Source organism: Vibrio sp. CAU 1672 (assembly GCF_029223195.1).
Lineage (GTDB): Bacteria > Pseudomonadota > Gammaproteobacteria > Enterobacterales > Vibrionaceae > Vibrio.
Genome location: NZ_JARHUF010000021.1, coordinates 19,609 through 33,596, shown reverse-complemented (window position 1 = coordinate 33,596; position 13,988 = coordinate 19,609). Strand labels below are relative to the sequence as shown.

Below are 13,988 nucleotides of genomic sequence, written 5' to 3'. Positions count from 1 at the left end.
TTGGCAATAGCTTGCAATTCTTGTTGTTTGATCACGTTCGCCCTCAAAGCGTTGTAACTATTGCGCCTTATTCGTCACTCAGGCACTGGCTCAAGCTATCCGCCATATCGTGCAACAGGCGAAAATAACTGCCCGGAGCGACTTCAAGTTGGCTTCCTAACGGATCCAATGTGCCTCTGCCAGCCTGACTCCCTCTCATCACACTATCCACTATCGCCGGGGTAAACTGAGGTTCCGCAAAAACACAGGCAACCTCTTCCTCAGATAAGGCCTTGCGAATGCGGATCAGGGTTTTTGCTCCCGGTTTACGGTCCGGCGAAACCGTAAAATGACCCAGGTTAGTCATTTGGTAGCGATCCTCAAAATAGCCGTAAGCATCATGGAACACAAAATAGCCGCGCTGCCTGACAGGTGCCAGCTGGGTTTTGATTGCACTGTCAGTCAACATCAGCTGATGTTCAAACTTTTCCAGATTCACTTGGTAGCGTTGTGCATTGGCAGGATCCACTTTTGCCAGCTCTTCCGCCAGAGCGTGAGCGACTTGCAACGTTGGTTCAATCCCCAACCAGAAATGGGGATCATGCATACCATGTTCATGCCCATCATGATCGTGATTGTGCTCGGAACCAAACTCACGTAATGCCAGTTGCGGTATGCTACTCAGTGTGAGTGTATTGGCTTTATCAGCGAGGATTTTTTCCAAAAACGGCTCCAGATCACGGCCATACCACACAATCAAATCGGCTTGATTGATCTTTTTTACGTCAGAAGGACGCAAGGCATAATCATGCGGCGAAGCGTTGGCGTGCACAAGCAGGTGTGGTGATGTCACTCCCACGGTTAACTCCGTGGCGATCATTTGAATCGGTTTTATGCTGGTCAACACGTTGACCGCATGGGCTGGCACCGCTAACAGCGCAGCCGTAATGAGAATAATGGCTCTGTTCATCGTTTTACTTGGGATATAGCATGGAAAGTGCAATAATGTTACATTATAACATTATTGATTTGCAAATGAGTTTCATTTATGTCGTCTTTAATCCGTCTGGAGAACCTGTGTGTCGAATTTGATGGCCGTCGGGTGCTCGACAACATCAGTCTGGAGTTGAATAAGGGCAGAATCACCACTTTGATTGGTCCCAATGGCGCGGGAAAATCAACCCTGGTTAAAGTTATTCTCGGTTTACAATCCCCCACCCATGGACAAATCAGCCGCCAAAGCAAGCTGAAAGTCGGTTATGTACCGCAAAAGTTGAAACTCAACGACTCATTACCGTTAACCGTAAAACGGTTCCTCAACCTCGCGGGCCGCTACAGCCAGCAGGAATGTGTTGATGCGCTTAAGCTGGTTGGCGCCGAGCATCTGCTGCACAATAACATGCACCGCTTGTCCGGCGGTGAGAATCAACGTGTATTGCTGGCACGAGCCTTGCTACAACGCCCGGCGCTATTAGTGCTTGATGAACCCGCTCAAGGGGTGGATGTCCAAGGGCAAATTGATCTGTATGAACTAATTGAGAGCATTCGTCACCGCTTTGACTGTGGTGTTTTTATGGTTTCACATGATCTTCATCTGGTGATGGCGAAGACCGATGAGGTGATCTGTCTGCAGCACCACATCTGCTGCTCCGGTTCACCGGCGGCCATCACCCAGCACCCGTCGTACATCGCATTATTTGGTCATGCAGCCCGTGAGTCACTGGCTTTCTACCATCACGATCATGATCATCACCACCACGATTTAGCCGGGCAACCGGTACAAGGAGACGCCTTGAGTTGTTCACATCACAGTCACGGACATCACCATGATTGAGTTTCTGCTTCCTTCTATCCTCGCCGGCATCGGTATCGCCATAATTTCCGGCCCGCTCGGGTCATTTGTCGTCTGGCGCAAAATGGCCTACTTTGGCGATACCCTCGCCCACGCCTCGCTAATGGGTTTAGCCCTCGGCTTTTTACTGGATGTTAACCTGTATTTTGCGCTGCTGGTCTGTTGTTTGGCCTTAGCTATCCTGCTGGTTACCTTGCAGAAACAGCAGCTGGTTGCAACGGATACCCTGCTTGGTATTCTGGCACACAGTTCACTTTCCATCGGTTTGGTCTCGGTCAGCTTTTTGGATAACGTACGGGTTGACTTGATGAGTTACTTGTTTGGCGACCTGCTGGCGGTATCGCTGCACGACCTGATGTTCATTTATGCCGGCGTGCTGGCCGTCAGTATCTGCCTGTATGTATTTTGGCGCCCACTGCTTTCCAGTACGGTCAGCGAAGAGCTGGCCGCGGTGGAAGGCGTCAACACCGATCTGGTTCGCTTGGTCTTAATGCTGATGGTCGGTTTAGTCATCGCGGTTGGTATGAAGTTTGTCGGTGCCTTGATCATGACCTCACTGTTGATCATTCCAGCAGCAACCGCCCGGCGAATCTCATCGACACCTGAGCAAATGGCCTTTTTTGCTTCGCTCATCGGTGCTATCGCGGTGCTGATGGGACTGAGCCTTTCCTGGCACTTTGATACTCCGGCAGGGCCTTCGGTTGTAATCAGTGCAACAACACTATTTATGCTCAGCCACCTGATCCAACGAAACGCTTAAACGACTCTGTAAAACAAAAAAGCCTGGCATCTGCCAGGCTTTTTTAGTCACTCAATTCAGCTGATTACCAGCCGGTTACCTCACGCAGACCTTGACCGATCTCTGCCAGAGATTTCACCGTCTTAACACCTGCCGCTTCCAGTGCGGCAAATTTGTCTTCTGCCGTGCCTTTACCACCAGAGATGATCGCACCCGCGTGACCCATACGTTTACCCGGTGGCGCAGTCACACCGGCAATGTAAGAAACCACTGGCTTAGTTACGTTTTCTTTGATGTAAGCCGCCGCTTCTTCTTCTGCCGTACCACCGATTTCACCAATCATGACGATTGCTTCAGTTTCTGGATCGTCCTGGAATAGCTTGAGGATATCAATAAAGTTTGAACCCGGGATAGGGTCACCACCGATACCAACACACGTTGATTGACCGAAGCCTTCGTCAGTGGTTTGCTTAACTGCTTCGTATGTGAGTGTGCCCGAGCGAGAAACGATACCCACTTTACCTTTCTTATGGATGTGACCAGGCATGATGCCGATCTTACATTCATCAGGCGTGATAACACCCGGACAGTTAGGACCAATCATACGAACGCCGGTTTCTTCCAGCTTCACTTTCACGTCGATCATATCTGTGGTTGGAATACCTTCCGTGATCGTTACGATCAGTTCAATACCTGCATCAATCGCTTCCAGGATTGCATCTTTACAGAATGGCGCTGGTACGTAGATAACCGTGGCTGTCGCGCCTGTGACTTCTACTGCTTCACGTACTGTGTTGAATACCGGAAGGCCCAGGTGAATTTGACCGCCTTTACCTGGCGATACACCACCAACCATTTGTGTGCCGTAAGCAATCGCCTGCTCTGAGTGGAAAGTACCTTGACCACCAGTAAAGCCCTGACAGATTACTTTGGTGTCTTTATTAATTAGTACAGACATTATTTGGCCTCCGCAGCAGCAACAACTTTCTGAGCAGCATCTGTTAGCGACTCAGCAGCAATGATATCAACATCAGAATTAGCAAGAACTTCGCGACCCAGGTCTGCGTTAGTCCCTTCCAGGCGAACCACAACCGGTACATTTACACCTACCTCTTTAACTGCACCGATAATACCTTCTGCGATCATGTCACAACGTACGATACCGCCGAAAATGTTTACCAGTACTGCTTGCACATTGTCATCAGACAGGATGATCTTAAATGCTTCTGCCACGCGCTCTTTGGTCGCACCGCCACCAACGTCCAGGAAGTTCGCCGGCTTACCGCCGTGCAGATTTACGATGTCCATTGTACCCATCGCAAGACCTGCACCGTTAACCATACAGCCAACGTTACCGTCCAGTGCTACGTAGTTCAGCTCCCACTTAGCGGCATGCGCTTCACGTTCGTCTTCTTGTGACGGATCGTGCATTTCACGTAGCTTAGGCTGACGGTATAGTGCGTTTGAGTCGATGTTGATCTTACCGTCAAGACACAGTAGGTTGCCTTCAGCAGTAATCACCAGTGGGTTGATCTCTAGCAGCGCCAGGTCGTACTGAGAGAACATAGTGCCAAGACCCATGAAGATCTTAACAAATTGTTTGATTTGGTCACCTTCAAGACCCAGTTTGAACGCCAGCTCGCGACCCTGGTAAGCCTGAGGGCCGACTAGTGGGTCGATGGTGGCTTTGTGGATAAGCTCCGGCGTTTCTTCCGCAACTTTTTCGATTTCTACCCCACCTTCAGTAGAAGCCATGAATACGATCTTACGGCTTGCACGGTCTACAACCGCACCAAGGTAAAGTTCATTCGCGATGTTAGACGCTTCTTCGACCAGAATTTTAGTAACCGGCTGACCATTTGCGTCTGTTTGGTAAGTCACCAGGTTTTTACCCAGCCATTTTTGTGCGAATTCTTTTACGCCTTCTTTGGTATCGTGCAGTTCAACACCGCCCGCTTTACCGCGGCCACCAGCGTGAACCTGACACTTAACGACTTTTTTCTCCGTAGAAATGCGGCCAGCCGCTTCAAACGCTTCTTGTGGCGTATCACATGCGTAGCCTTCAGGCACTGGCAAACCGAATTCTGCAAATAGCTGTTTGGCTTGGTATTCATGCAAATTCATTTTGATATTCCGTTTGTTATTCCCTTAAGGGATTTATAATTTCCATAACGCCGCTTTCATTGCGGTACGTCTGTAGGGTCTTCTCAAATAAACTGCTTATAGGTTATATCGGGGGCAGTTCAGTTGAAGGCCAGACGCTGAGCCAGTCTAGCCTTGGATGCTGGAGACGTCGAGCTATCAGGGACAACTCGACGTTTCAGCGATACTAAACGTCTAATAGCAGACGTGCCGGATCTTCCAGTAGCTCTTTAATCGTTACCAGGAAACCCACTGATTCACGACCATCAATTAAGCGATGATCATAAGAGAGTGCCAGGTACATCATCGGCAGGATTTCTACCTTGCCATCAATCGCCATTGGACGCTCCTGAATCTTATGCATACCCAGGATTGCAGACTGAGGCGGGTTGATGATTGGCGTTGACATCAATGAACCAAATACACCGCCGTTAGTGATGGTGAAATTACCACCCATTAGCTCGTCAACCGTTAACTTACCGTCACGGCCTTTGATCGCCAGCTCTTTGATGCCCTTTTCGATATCCGCAAAACCGAGTTTGTCACAGTCTTTCAGTACAGGAGTAACCAAACCGCGTGGCGTGGATACCGCCATACTGATATCGAAGTAGTTGTGGTAGACGATGTCATCACCATCAATCGAAGCATTCACTTCAGGGAAGCGCTTGAGTGCTTCTGTGACTGCTTTCACGTAGAAAGACATAAAACCAAGACGGATACCATGACGCTCTTCGAACTGATCTTTGTACTGCTTACGAAGGTCCATGATAGGCTTCATGTTCACTTCATTAAACGTCGTCAGCATCGCGGTATTGTTCTTCGCTTCAAGCAGACGATTTGCCACTGTCTTGCGCAGGCGGGTCATCGGTACGCGTTTTTGGCTACGGGCTGCTGCCGGCGCTTCTACCACAACCGGCGCTTCAACCGCTGGTGCGTCTTTCGCTTTTGCTAAATGGGCTTCAATGTCTTCGCGAGTAATACGGCCACCAACCCCTGTGCCTTTTACCTGATTTGCTTCAAGACCATGCTCTGCCAGAAGACGACGTACCGCAGGGCTGAGCGCATCGTTGGACTCTTCCGTTAATGCCGCTTTATGGCGCTTATCAGGAGAGGCTTGCGAGGATTCGGTCGTATCTGTCGTCGGTTCACCGGCAACCGCACCAAGTTTAAGTTTGGCAATCAACTGTTTTGAAAGTACAGTCGCACCTTCTTCTTCAACAATGGCTTCTAATACACCCGCGTCCGGCGCTGGTACTTCCAGGACCACTTTGTCCGTTTCAATATCAACCAACACCTCATCGCGTTCGACTACGTCGCCTGGTTGTTTGTGCCATGTCGCTACGGTTGCGTCAGCAACTGATTCAGGTAAATCTGGAACCAGAATTTCAATTGTCATATCTGTTTCTTCCTTTAACTTCTAGCTCTTAATTCGAAGTTTGTAAGTTCACGTTCAGAGCGTCTTCAACCAACGCTTTTTGTTGCTTCAAGTGTACCGACATGTAGCCGACGGCCGGCGAAGCAGAAGCTGGACGGCCCGCATATTTCAAATCAGCACCGGCAGGAATAGCTGCACGGAAGTTATGCTGGCTACAATACCAAGCACCTTGGTTTTGCGGCTCTTCCTGACACCATACGTAGTCCACTACATTGGTGTATTGTGCGAGCGCCTCTTGAACCGCATCCATCGGGAATGGATAGAGCTGCTCGATACGTACTATCGCGACATCATCCTGCTCATTATTGCGGCGCTGCTCAAGCAAATCGAAATACACTTTACCGGAACAGAATACAACACGTTTTACTTTGCCAGGCTCCAGGTCATCCACTTCTGGAATTGCTGCCTGGAATGTACCTTCCGCCAAATCTTCGATGGCAGAAGTACAAAGTGGATGGCGAAGTAGCGATTTTGGTGACATCACAATCAAAGGACGACGCATTGGACGCACAACCTGACGGCGAATCATGTGATAAACCTGGGCTGGCGTAGATGGAACAACAACTTGCATGTTCTGCTCAGCACACAATTGCAGGTAACGCTCCAAACGCGCGGAAGAGTGCTCAGGTCCCTGGCCTTCATAACCATGCGGCAGCAACATCGTCAGGCCACACAGGCGGGCCCATTTCTGTTCACCGGAAGAGATAAACTGGTCGATCACGACCTGTGCACCATTGGCGAAGTCACCAAACTGCGCTTCCCAGATGGTCAGGCCGCCCGGCTCTGCGGTGGCATACCCGTATTCGAAGGCCAGGACCGCTTCTTCAGACAGTACCGAATCAAACACCTCAAACGGGCCCTGTTTATCGTGGATATTTGCCAGCGGAATATAGGTACTGGCGTCCGTCTGGCTATGCAGCACTGAATGACGGTGGAAAAAGGTTCCGCGGCCGGAATCCTGACCTGAAATTCGAATGCGCTTGCCTTCATCAACCAAAGTGGCATAAGCCAGCGTCTCAGCCATACCCCAGTCGATAGCTTTCTCACCGGTCATCATTGCTTGACGGTCGTTATAAAGCTTGTTTACCCGGCTTTGCAGTTTGTGGCTTTCCGGGTACTGACACATACGTTGCCCCAGTTCCACCAAACGTTGCTTATCGAATTTTGATGCCCACTCTGTATCCCAGTCATGACCAAGGTATGGCGACCAGTCTACCGAATGCATCGTCATTGGACGCCACTCTTTAACAACCACCTCACCTTTGTCTAGCGCATCACGGTACTCATTAACCATCTGCGTAGCGGTTTCGATGTCAGACTCTTGCTTATCGATCAGTACATCGGCGTACAGTTTACGCGGCGTCGGATGTTTCTTGATTTTCTGGTACATCAGCGGCTGAGTCGCATTCGGCTCATCAGCTTCGTTATGACCGTGACGGCGGTAACACACCAAATCAATCAGGACATCGCGTTTAAACTCATTCCGGTAATCCAGTGCCAAACGAGTCACGAACGCCACCGCTTCAGGATCATCGGCATTTACGTGGAAGATCGGCGCCTGTACCATTTTGGCAATATCAGTACAGTACATGGTAGAACGCGTATCACGTGGGTTTGAAGTGGTAAAGCCGACCTGGTTGTTGACCACGATCCGTACCGTACCTCCAACCTGGAAACCGCGTGCCTGAGACATGTTAAACGTCTCAGCTACCACGCCTTGGCCAGCAATCGCCGAGTCACCATGGATAGTGATCGGTAACACTTTGCTGCCATCTTCATCAACCAGACGATCCTGACGTGCGCGAACCGAACCGATCACCACCGGGTTAACAATCTCGAGGTGTGACGGGTTAAACGCCAGTGCTAAGTGAACATTACCACCCGGTGTGGCAAAGTCTGCCGAAAATCCCTGATGGTACTTAACATCACCAGTGCCCCAGGTTTCATCGTGCTTGCCGGCAAACTCATCGAACAGATCTTGTGGTTTTTTGCCCAATACGTTAACCAACATATTCAGGCGACCACGGTGTGCCATGCCAATCACGACTTCACGCATGCCGCTTTTACCCGCATGGCGGATCAGCTCTTTGGTCATCGGGATCAACGCGTCACCACCTTCTAGCGAGAAACGTTTTGCCCCGGGGAATTTTGCGCCAAGGTAACGCTCCAGGCCTTCTGCTGCGGTAAGCTCGGCTAAGAAAGTTTGTTTTTCTTCCAGATCGAAAGATGGTTGGCCGACAACTGATTCAAGGCGCTGCTGAATCCAACGCTTTTGCTCAGTGTCTGTCATGTGCATATATTCTGCGCCAATTGAGCCGCAGTATATTTTTTTCAGAGATGAGTAGATGTCTTTCAACTTCATGGTCTCATGACCAATGGCAAACGAGCCCACGTTGAAAGTCTCTTCGAAATCGTCTTCGGTGAGTGTGTGGAATTCAGGATCAAGCTCCGCCACCGTAGGGCGTTGCCATAAACCTAATGGATCTAACTCTGCAGCTTCATGCCCGCGGAAGCGGTAAGCGTTGATTAGCTGTAGAACTTTTACTTGCTTAGCATCGACATCTGGATCACTGACTTGGACACTGTAATGCTTTGTTTCTTGAGCGAGTCGTCGGAAGTAGTCACGGACACGCGAATGTGGCTGTTCCACCACTTCTTCTGTTGGCTTGGGTAAGCCTTCAAAAACACGTTTCCACTCCTCACTTACCAGATCGGGATCACTTAGATACAGTTCGTAGAGATCCTCTACGTAAGTTGCATTGGCGCCAGCCAAGTGTGAAGACTCGAGCCATGCCTTCATCACGCCGTTGTGCATATTTTCCCTTAACCAGTAGTTTTCACGTTTGCTGCGGTCTTTGCCGAGCTATTAAGAGCCGACCCCAGGGGCCGGCAATTTTTGTTGTTACATTAAACCGAACGATTCACCAGCATTGTCTTAATATGACCGATGGCTTTCGTAGGATTTAGTCCCTTAGGACAAACACTTACACAATTCATGATGCCATGGCAACGAAAAACGCTAAATGCATCATCAAGATCAGACAGACGTTCCTCTGTTGCAGTATCACGGCTATCAATCAGCCATCGGTAAGCAGCGAGCAGCCCTGCCGGGCCAATGAATTTATCCGGATTCCACCAGAACGAAGGACAAGAAGTCGTACAACATGCACACATGATACACTCATACAGACCGTCTAAATGCGCCCGGTCTTCTGGTGCTTGTAAGTTTTCACGTGATGGCGGCAGAGCGCCGTCATCAATTAAGAAAGGCTTCACTTTCGCATAATTATCATAGAATTGCGTCATATCAACGATCAAGTCACGCACCACAGGCAAACCCGGCAACGGACGAATGATAATTTTGTCCCCCTGCAAGACCGAAAGTGGGGTAATACAGGCCAGGCCATTCTTGCCATTCATGTTTAACCCATCAGAACCACACACCCCTTCACGGCATGAGCGACGAAACGCGATACTCGGATCTTGTTCTTTCAGCAGGATCAGCGCATCTAATACCATCATGTCTGAACCTTCATCCACTTCAAGGCTGTAGTCCTTCATGTATGGCTTAGTATCCACATCTGGGTTGTAACGGTACAAAGAGAAGTTCAGTTTCATCGTTGTATCCTCCTCTTAGTATGTACGTACTTTCGGTGGGAAAGCTTCACGGTGAACCGGCGTCATATTCACATCACGCTTGGTCATCGCTTCCGTTTCCGGGTCATAAATAGAGTGGCACAGCCAGTTTTCATCATCGCGCTCAGGGAAGTCGAAGCGAGCATGGGCACCACGGCTTTCTGTACGGTAGTTGGCTGCCACAGCGGTTGAGAATGCTGTCTCCATCAAGTTATCCAGCTCAAGACACTCAATGCGCTGGGTATTGAACTCTGAAGACTTATCCGCTAAGTGGGCATCTTTCAGGCGCTCACGAATCACTTTCAGCTCTTCCAGTCCTGTCGCCATTGCCTCACCTTCACGGAATACCGAGAAGCTGTTCTGCATGCACGATTGAAGATCTTTACGGATTTGCACTGGGTCTTCGCCACCGGTGCTGTTCTCCCAACGCATAGTGCGCGCCAGAGACGCTTCAATATCCGACTCCGTTGCAGGACGGGCTTCAGCTTGAGCCGCCAGTGTCTCACCAAGATGCAGACCAGTTGCACGACCAAATACCACAAGGTCAAGCAACGAGTTACCACCCAGACGGTTGGCACCGTGTACCGATACAGACGCGATTTCACCACAAGCATAAAGGCCTTGAACTTCAACCTCGCTACCGTCTGCGGTTTGTTTAATCGCCTGACCGGATACCTGAGTTGGAACGCCACCCATCATGTAGTGACAGGTTGGGATTACTGGGATTGGCTCTTTGACTGGATCCACGTGTGCAAAGGTACGTGACAGCTCACAAATACCCGGCAGGCGCGATTCCAGTACTTCTTTACCCAGGTGATCCAGTTTCAGTTTAATGTGTGGTCCCCAAGGGCCATCACAGCCACGGCCTTCACGGATCTCGATCATCATTGAACGCGCAACAACGTCACGACCAGCAAGGTCCTTCGCGTTTGGCGCATATCGTTCCATGAAGCGTTCACCGTCTTTATTCAGAAGGTAACCACCTTCACCACGACAACCTTCCGTAACCAGAACGCCGGCGCCGGCAATACCCGTTGGGTGGAACTGCCACATTTCCATGTCTTGCATCTGAACGCCTGCACGCAGTGCCATACCAACGCCATCACCCGTATTGATATGGGCATTGGTAGTCGAAGCGTAGATACGGCCTGCACCACCGGTCGCCAGGATAGTAGCCTTCGACTTGAAGTAACAAATCTCACCCGTTTCCATGCAGATTGCAGTACAACCCAGGATGGCACCGTCTTGGTTTTTCACCAAATCTAACGCATACCACTCAGAGAAAATGGTGGTTTTGTGTTTAATGTTTTGTTGGTACAGCGTATGAAGAAGCGCGTGACCTGTCCGGTCTGCCGCTGCGGCTGTGCGTGCCGCCTGCTCACCGCCAAACTCTTTTGACTGACCACCAAACGGGCGTTGGTAGATAGAGCCATTATCAAACCGAGAAAACGGCAGGCCCATTTTCTCTAGCTCGATAACTGACTCAGGACCATTTTTACACATGTACTCAATCGCGTTCTGGTCACCAATGTAATCAGAACCTTTTACCGTGTCGTACATATGCCACTGCCAATCGTCCTTATGCGAGTTACCCAAAGCAACAGTAATGCCGCCCTGCGCAGATACAGTATGAGAACGAGTTGGGAATACTTTAGACAGCAACGCACAAGATAAGCCTTGCTCTGAAATTTGCAGTGCAGCGCGCATACCTGCACCACCGGCGCCGATTACTACGGCATCAAACTCACGAACTGGAATAGACACTTACGCACCCCACAGAATAAATAGACCAGAGAAGACATAACCGAACAAAACTGCAATTACGGCCAGCTGTAAGCCACCGCGAAGTTTCGCACACTTGATATAGTCAGTTAGCACCTGCCATAAGCCAACCCATGCATGGATCAGCACTGATAGTAGTGCCAGCATGGTGAAAACTTTGGTAAAGGTGCCGCCAAAAAACTGCGTCCATGATGCGTAAGAGATATCTGAGAAAGTGCAAAAGCTCACCAGATAAATCGTGTAGAGGGTCATAATGATGGCTGTCGCACGGATTAAGAGGAAATCGTGCACCCCATTACGGCCGAATGAAGATACGTGTTTTACCATACCAAAATCCCCGCCAAAAGTGACAACACTGCAGTGGCACCGAATGCAACCTTCGCACTCATTGCCCCCGACTCCAACTCTTCAAAGTGGCCCAGATCCATCAATAAATGACGAATGCCACCTGCAATGTGGTAGGCTAATGCAGTTAAGATACCCCAGAGGACGAATTTCACCAGGAAGCTGTCAACGATATCGCTGGCTTCCATAAAACCCACTGGGGAGGACAGAGAAATGGACAGTAACCAAAGCAGGATACCCAGCGCAACAAACGTGATCACCCCAGACACACGGTGCAGGATCGATGCGATTGCTGTGATGGGAAAGCTAATGGTCTGTAAATCTAAATTAACAGGTCTTGACTTTCTTTCTTTCACGGGCTTGCTCACTCAGCTCCATTGAGCATTTATTGTTATAACCAATTTCAGCTACCAAACCTACAAAAGTTAACATTTATTTAACAATACAAGCCTAATTCACATCGGATACATTGTAAATAAACCGTTAACACCCGGGCACTTTCAACAAACCTCACTTTTGTTCCAGCCCCGAACTTATAAGGATTTAACTAAAATTTTCTGTGCCAATATACGGTCAGCAACATTCTAATACAATTGGTGTAACAAATTATGCTACATAGAACAGATTTTTAACGATTTTCATGAGAAAAATCATAACAAGTGCACACAAAAGTGGAGAAAAATTGACTTTAATCGTTAACACCAGTAAAAAAACGGCACAGAAACATCCTGGACGGATTAAATAATTAACAAAGGAGATTGTTATGGCGGATAAGAAAGCGACCCTTCATATTGAAGGTCAAGCGCCAATCGAACTGCCAATTATGGACGGAACTTTAGGTACCCCCGTAATTGACGTTCGTAAACTGGGAGCCAATGGATTCTTCACTTTTGACCCTGGTTTTCTTGCCACTGCATCCTGTGAATCTTCAATCACGTACATTGATGGCGGTAAAGGTATCCTGTTACATCGCGGTTACCCGATCGATCAACTGGCGAATAATGCCGATTACCTGGAAGTCTGTTATATCCTGCTGTACGGGGAAGCACCTACCCGAGACAAATACGAGAAATTCAAAACCACGGTTACGCGTCACACCATGGTTCACGAGCAAATTGCCAGCTTTTTCCACGGTTTCCGACGTGACGCACACCCAATGGCCGTCATGTGTGGCGTCGTAGGTGCTCTCGCGGCGTTCTACCACGATTCACTTGATATCAACAACGACACGCACCGTGAAATCACCGCTTATCGCCTGTTGTCAAAAATGCCGACATTGGCAGCGATGTGTTACAAGTACTCTATTGGTCAGCCATTTATCTACCCACGTAATGACCTGAGCTACGCTGAAAACTTCTTACACATGATGTTTGCTAACCCGTGTGAAGAGTACGAAGTCAACCCGGTTGTAGCCCGCGCAATGGACAAAATCTTCACCCTGCATGCTGACCACGAACAAAACGCGTCAACATCGACAGTCCGCCTGGCTGGCTCGTCTGGTGCTAACCCATTCGCGTGTATCGCTGCAGGTATCGCTTCTCTATGGGGGCCGGCGCACGGTGGTGCCAATGAGGCCTGTCTGAAGATGCTGGAAGAAATCGGCAGCGTAGAAAACATTCCTGAATACATTGAACGTGCGAAAGACAAAGATGATCCATTCCGCTTGATGGGCTTTGGTCACCGGGTGTACAAAAATTACGATCCTCGTGCGACCGTAATGCGTGACACCTGCCACGATGTACTGAAAGAGCTCAACATTGACGATCCTTTGCTCGACGTGGCAATGGAACTTGAGCGCATCGCACTTTCAGACGAATACTTCGTATCGAAGAAACTGTACCCGAATGTCGATTTTTACTCTGGTATCATCCTCAAGGCAATCGGTATTCCAGTTTCAATGTTCACCGTGATCTTTGCCCTGTCACGAACCATCGGCTGGATCGCACACTGGAATGAAATGCACAGCGACCCACTCAACCGTATTGGCCGTCCTCGCCAGCTATACACCGGTGAGAGCCAGCGAGAGTTTAAACCGCTGCACGAACGCGAATAATCATAGCTCGGCAGAGTAGAATTAA

12 protein-coding genes are annotated in these 13,988 nt (G+C 49.4%); 3 read left to right on the top strand and 9 right to left on the bottom strand.

Annotation, left to right across the window (positions count from 1 at the left end; genetic code table 11):
- Window positions 1-67: 67 nt before the first annotated feature.
- Window positions 68-949 carry a zinc ABC transporter substrate-binding protein ZnuA gene (gene znuA / locus P2G85_RS16520; RefSeq protein WP_275865167.1) on the bottom strand — a complete coding sequence of 294 codons (882 nt, stop codon included), beginning with the start codon at window positions 947-949 and terminating at the stop codon, window positions 68-70.
- Window positions 950-1,027: 78 nt separating this feature from the next.
- On the opposite strand from znuA, the gene znuC reads away from it, so the two are divergent.
- Both znuC and znuB read left to right on the top strand, forming a co-directional pair.
- The gene (gene znuC / locus P2G85_RS16515) at window positions 1,028-1,813 is read left to right on the top strand and encodes a zinc ABC transporter ATP-binding protein ZnuC (RefSeq protein WP_275865166.1); all 786 of its coding nucleotides are present in this window, start codon (window positions 1,028-1,030) and stop codon (window positions 1,811-1,813) included.
- Window positions 1,806-2,591, top strand: a complete 786-nt coding sequence (gene znuB, locus P2G85_RS16510) for a zinc ABC transporter permease subunit ZnuB (RefSeq protein ID WP_275865165.1) — start codon at window positions 1,806-1,808, stop codon at window positions 2,589-2,591. Before znuC ends, znuB begins: the two co-directional genes overlap by 8 nt.
- Before the next feature lie 64 nt (window positions 2,592-2,655).
- Here znuB and sucD read toward each other — a convergent pair whose 3' ends face one another.
- From sucD to sdhC, 8 genes are all read right to left on the bottom strand, one after another.
- Window positions 2,656-3,528: a succinate--CoA ligase subunit alpha gene (gene sucD / locus P2G85_RS16505; protein WP_275865164.1), complete on the bottom strand. Its 873-nt coding sequence runs from the start codon at window positions 3,526-3,528 to the stop codon at window positions 2,656-2,658.
- Window positions 3,528-4,694 carry an ADP-forming succinate--CoA ligase subunit beta gene (gene sucC / locus P2G85_RS16500; protein WP_275865163.1) on the bottom strand — a complete coding sequence of 389 codons (1,167 nt, stop codon included), beginning with the start codon at window positions 4,692-4,694 and terminating at the stop codon, window positions 3,528-3,530. The genes sucD and sucC overlap by 1 nt, the downstream gene beginning before the upstream one ends.
- Before the next feature lie 205 nt (window positions 4,695-4,899).
- Complete coding sequence (gene odhB / locus P2G85_RS16495; protein ID WP_275865162.1) at window positions 4,900-6,108, bottom strand: 2-oxoglutarate dehydrogenase complex dihydrolipoyllysine-residue succinyltransferase; 1,209 nt, start codon at window positions 6,106-6,108, stop codon at window positions 4,900-4,902.
- Window positions 6,109-6,136: 28 nt separating this feature from the next.
- Entirely contained in the window at window positions 6,137-8,962 is a 2,826-nt protein-coding gene (sucA, locus tag P2G85_RS16490) for a 2-oxoglutarate dehydrogenase E1 component (RefSeq protein ID WP_275865161.1), read from the bottom strand.
- Between the two features lie 92 nt (window positions 8,963-9,054).
- Complete coding sequence (locus tag P2G85_RS16485; RefSeq protein WP_275865160.1) at window positions 9,055-9,765, bottom strand: succinate dehydrogenase iron-sulfur subunit; 711 nt, start codon at window positions 9,763-9,765, stop codon at window positions 9,055-9,057.
- A 15-nt stretch (window positions 9,766-9,780) separates the two neighbouring features.
- Entirely contained in the window at window positions 9,781-11,547 is a 1,767-nt protein-coding gene (sdhA, locus tag P2G85_RS16480) for a succinate dehydrogenase flavoprotein subunit (RefSeq protein ID WP_275865159.1), read from the bottom strand.
- Window positions 11,548-11,892, bottom strand: a complete 345-nt coding sequence (gene sdhD, locus P2G85_RS16475; RefSeq protein ID WP_275865158.1) for a succinate dehydrogenase, hydrophobic membrane anchor protein — start codon at window positions 11,890-11,892, stop codon at window positions 11,548-11,550.
- On the bottom strand, window positions 11,886-12,278 hold the full coding sequence (gene sdhC, locus P2G85_RS16470) for a succinate dehydrogenase cytochrome b556 subunit (RefSeq protein ID WP_275865157.1): 393 nt from the start codon (window positions 12,276-12,278) through the stop codon (window positions 11,886-11,888). Before sdhC ends, sdhD begins: the two co-directional genes overlap by 7 nt.
- A gap of 395 nt (window positions 12,279-12,673) precedes the next feature.
- Here sdhC and P2G85_RS16465 point away from each other — a divergent pair, with 395 nt between their 5' ends.
- Window positions 12,674-13,963 (top strand): citrate synthase, encoded by a 1,290-nt coding sequence (locus P2G85_RS16465; protein WP_275865156.1) that lies wholly within the window; start codon window positions 12,674-12,676, stop codon window positions 13,961-13,963.
- Window positions 13,964-13,988 lie beyond the last annotated feature (25 nt).

Bases quoted from the DNA above. Each gene is read 5' to 3' on its own strand.
- znuA (WP_275865167.1), bottom strand. From the start codon at position 949: ATGAACAGAGCCATTATTCTCATTACGGCTGCGCTGTTAGCGGTGCCA.
- znuC (WP_275865166.1), top strand. From the start codon at position 1,028: ATGTCGTCTTTAATCCGTCTGGAGAACCTGTGTGTCGAATTTGATGGC.
- znuB (WP_275865165.1), top strand. From the start codon at position 1,806: ATGATTGAGTTTCTGCTTCCTTCTATCCTCGCCGGCATCGGTATCGCC.
- sucD (WP_275865164.1), bottom strand. From the start codon at position 3,528: ATGTCTGTACTAATTAATAAAGACACCAAAGTAATCTGTCAGGGCTTT.
- sucC (WP_275865163.1), bottom strand. From the start codon at position 4,694: ATGAATTTGCATGAATACCAAGCCAAACAGCTATTTGCAGAATTCGGT.
- odhB (WP_275865162.1), bottom strand. From the start codon at position 6,108: ATGACAATTGAAATTCTGGTTCCAGATTTACCTGAATCAGTTGCTGAC.
- sucA (WP_275865161.1), bottom strand. From the start codon at position 8,962: ATGCACAACGGCGTGATGAAGGCATGGCTCGAGTCTTCACACTTGGCT.
- P2G85_RS16485 (WP_275865160.1), bottom strand. From the start codon at position 9,765: ATGAAACTGAACTTCTCTTTGTACCGTTACAACCCAGATGTGGATACT.
- sdhD (WP_275865158.1), bottom strand. From the start codon at position 11,892: ATGGTAAAACACGTATCTTCATTCGGCCGTAATGGGGTGCACGATTTC.
- P2G85_RS16465 (WP_275865156.1), top strand. From the start codon at position 12,674: ATGGCGGATAAGAAAGCGACCCTTCATATTGAAGGTCAAGCGCCAATC.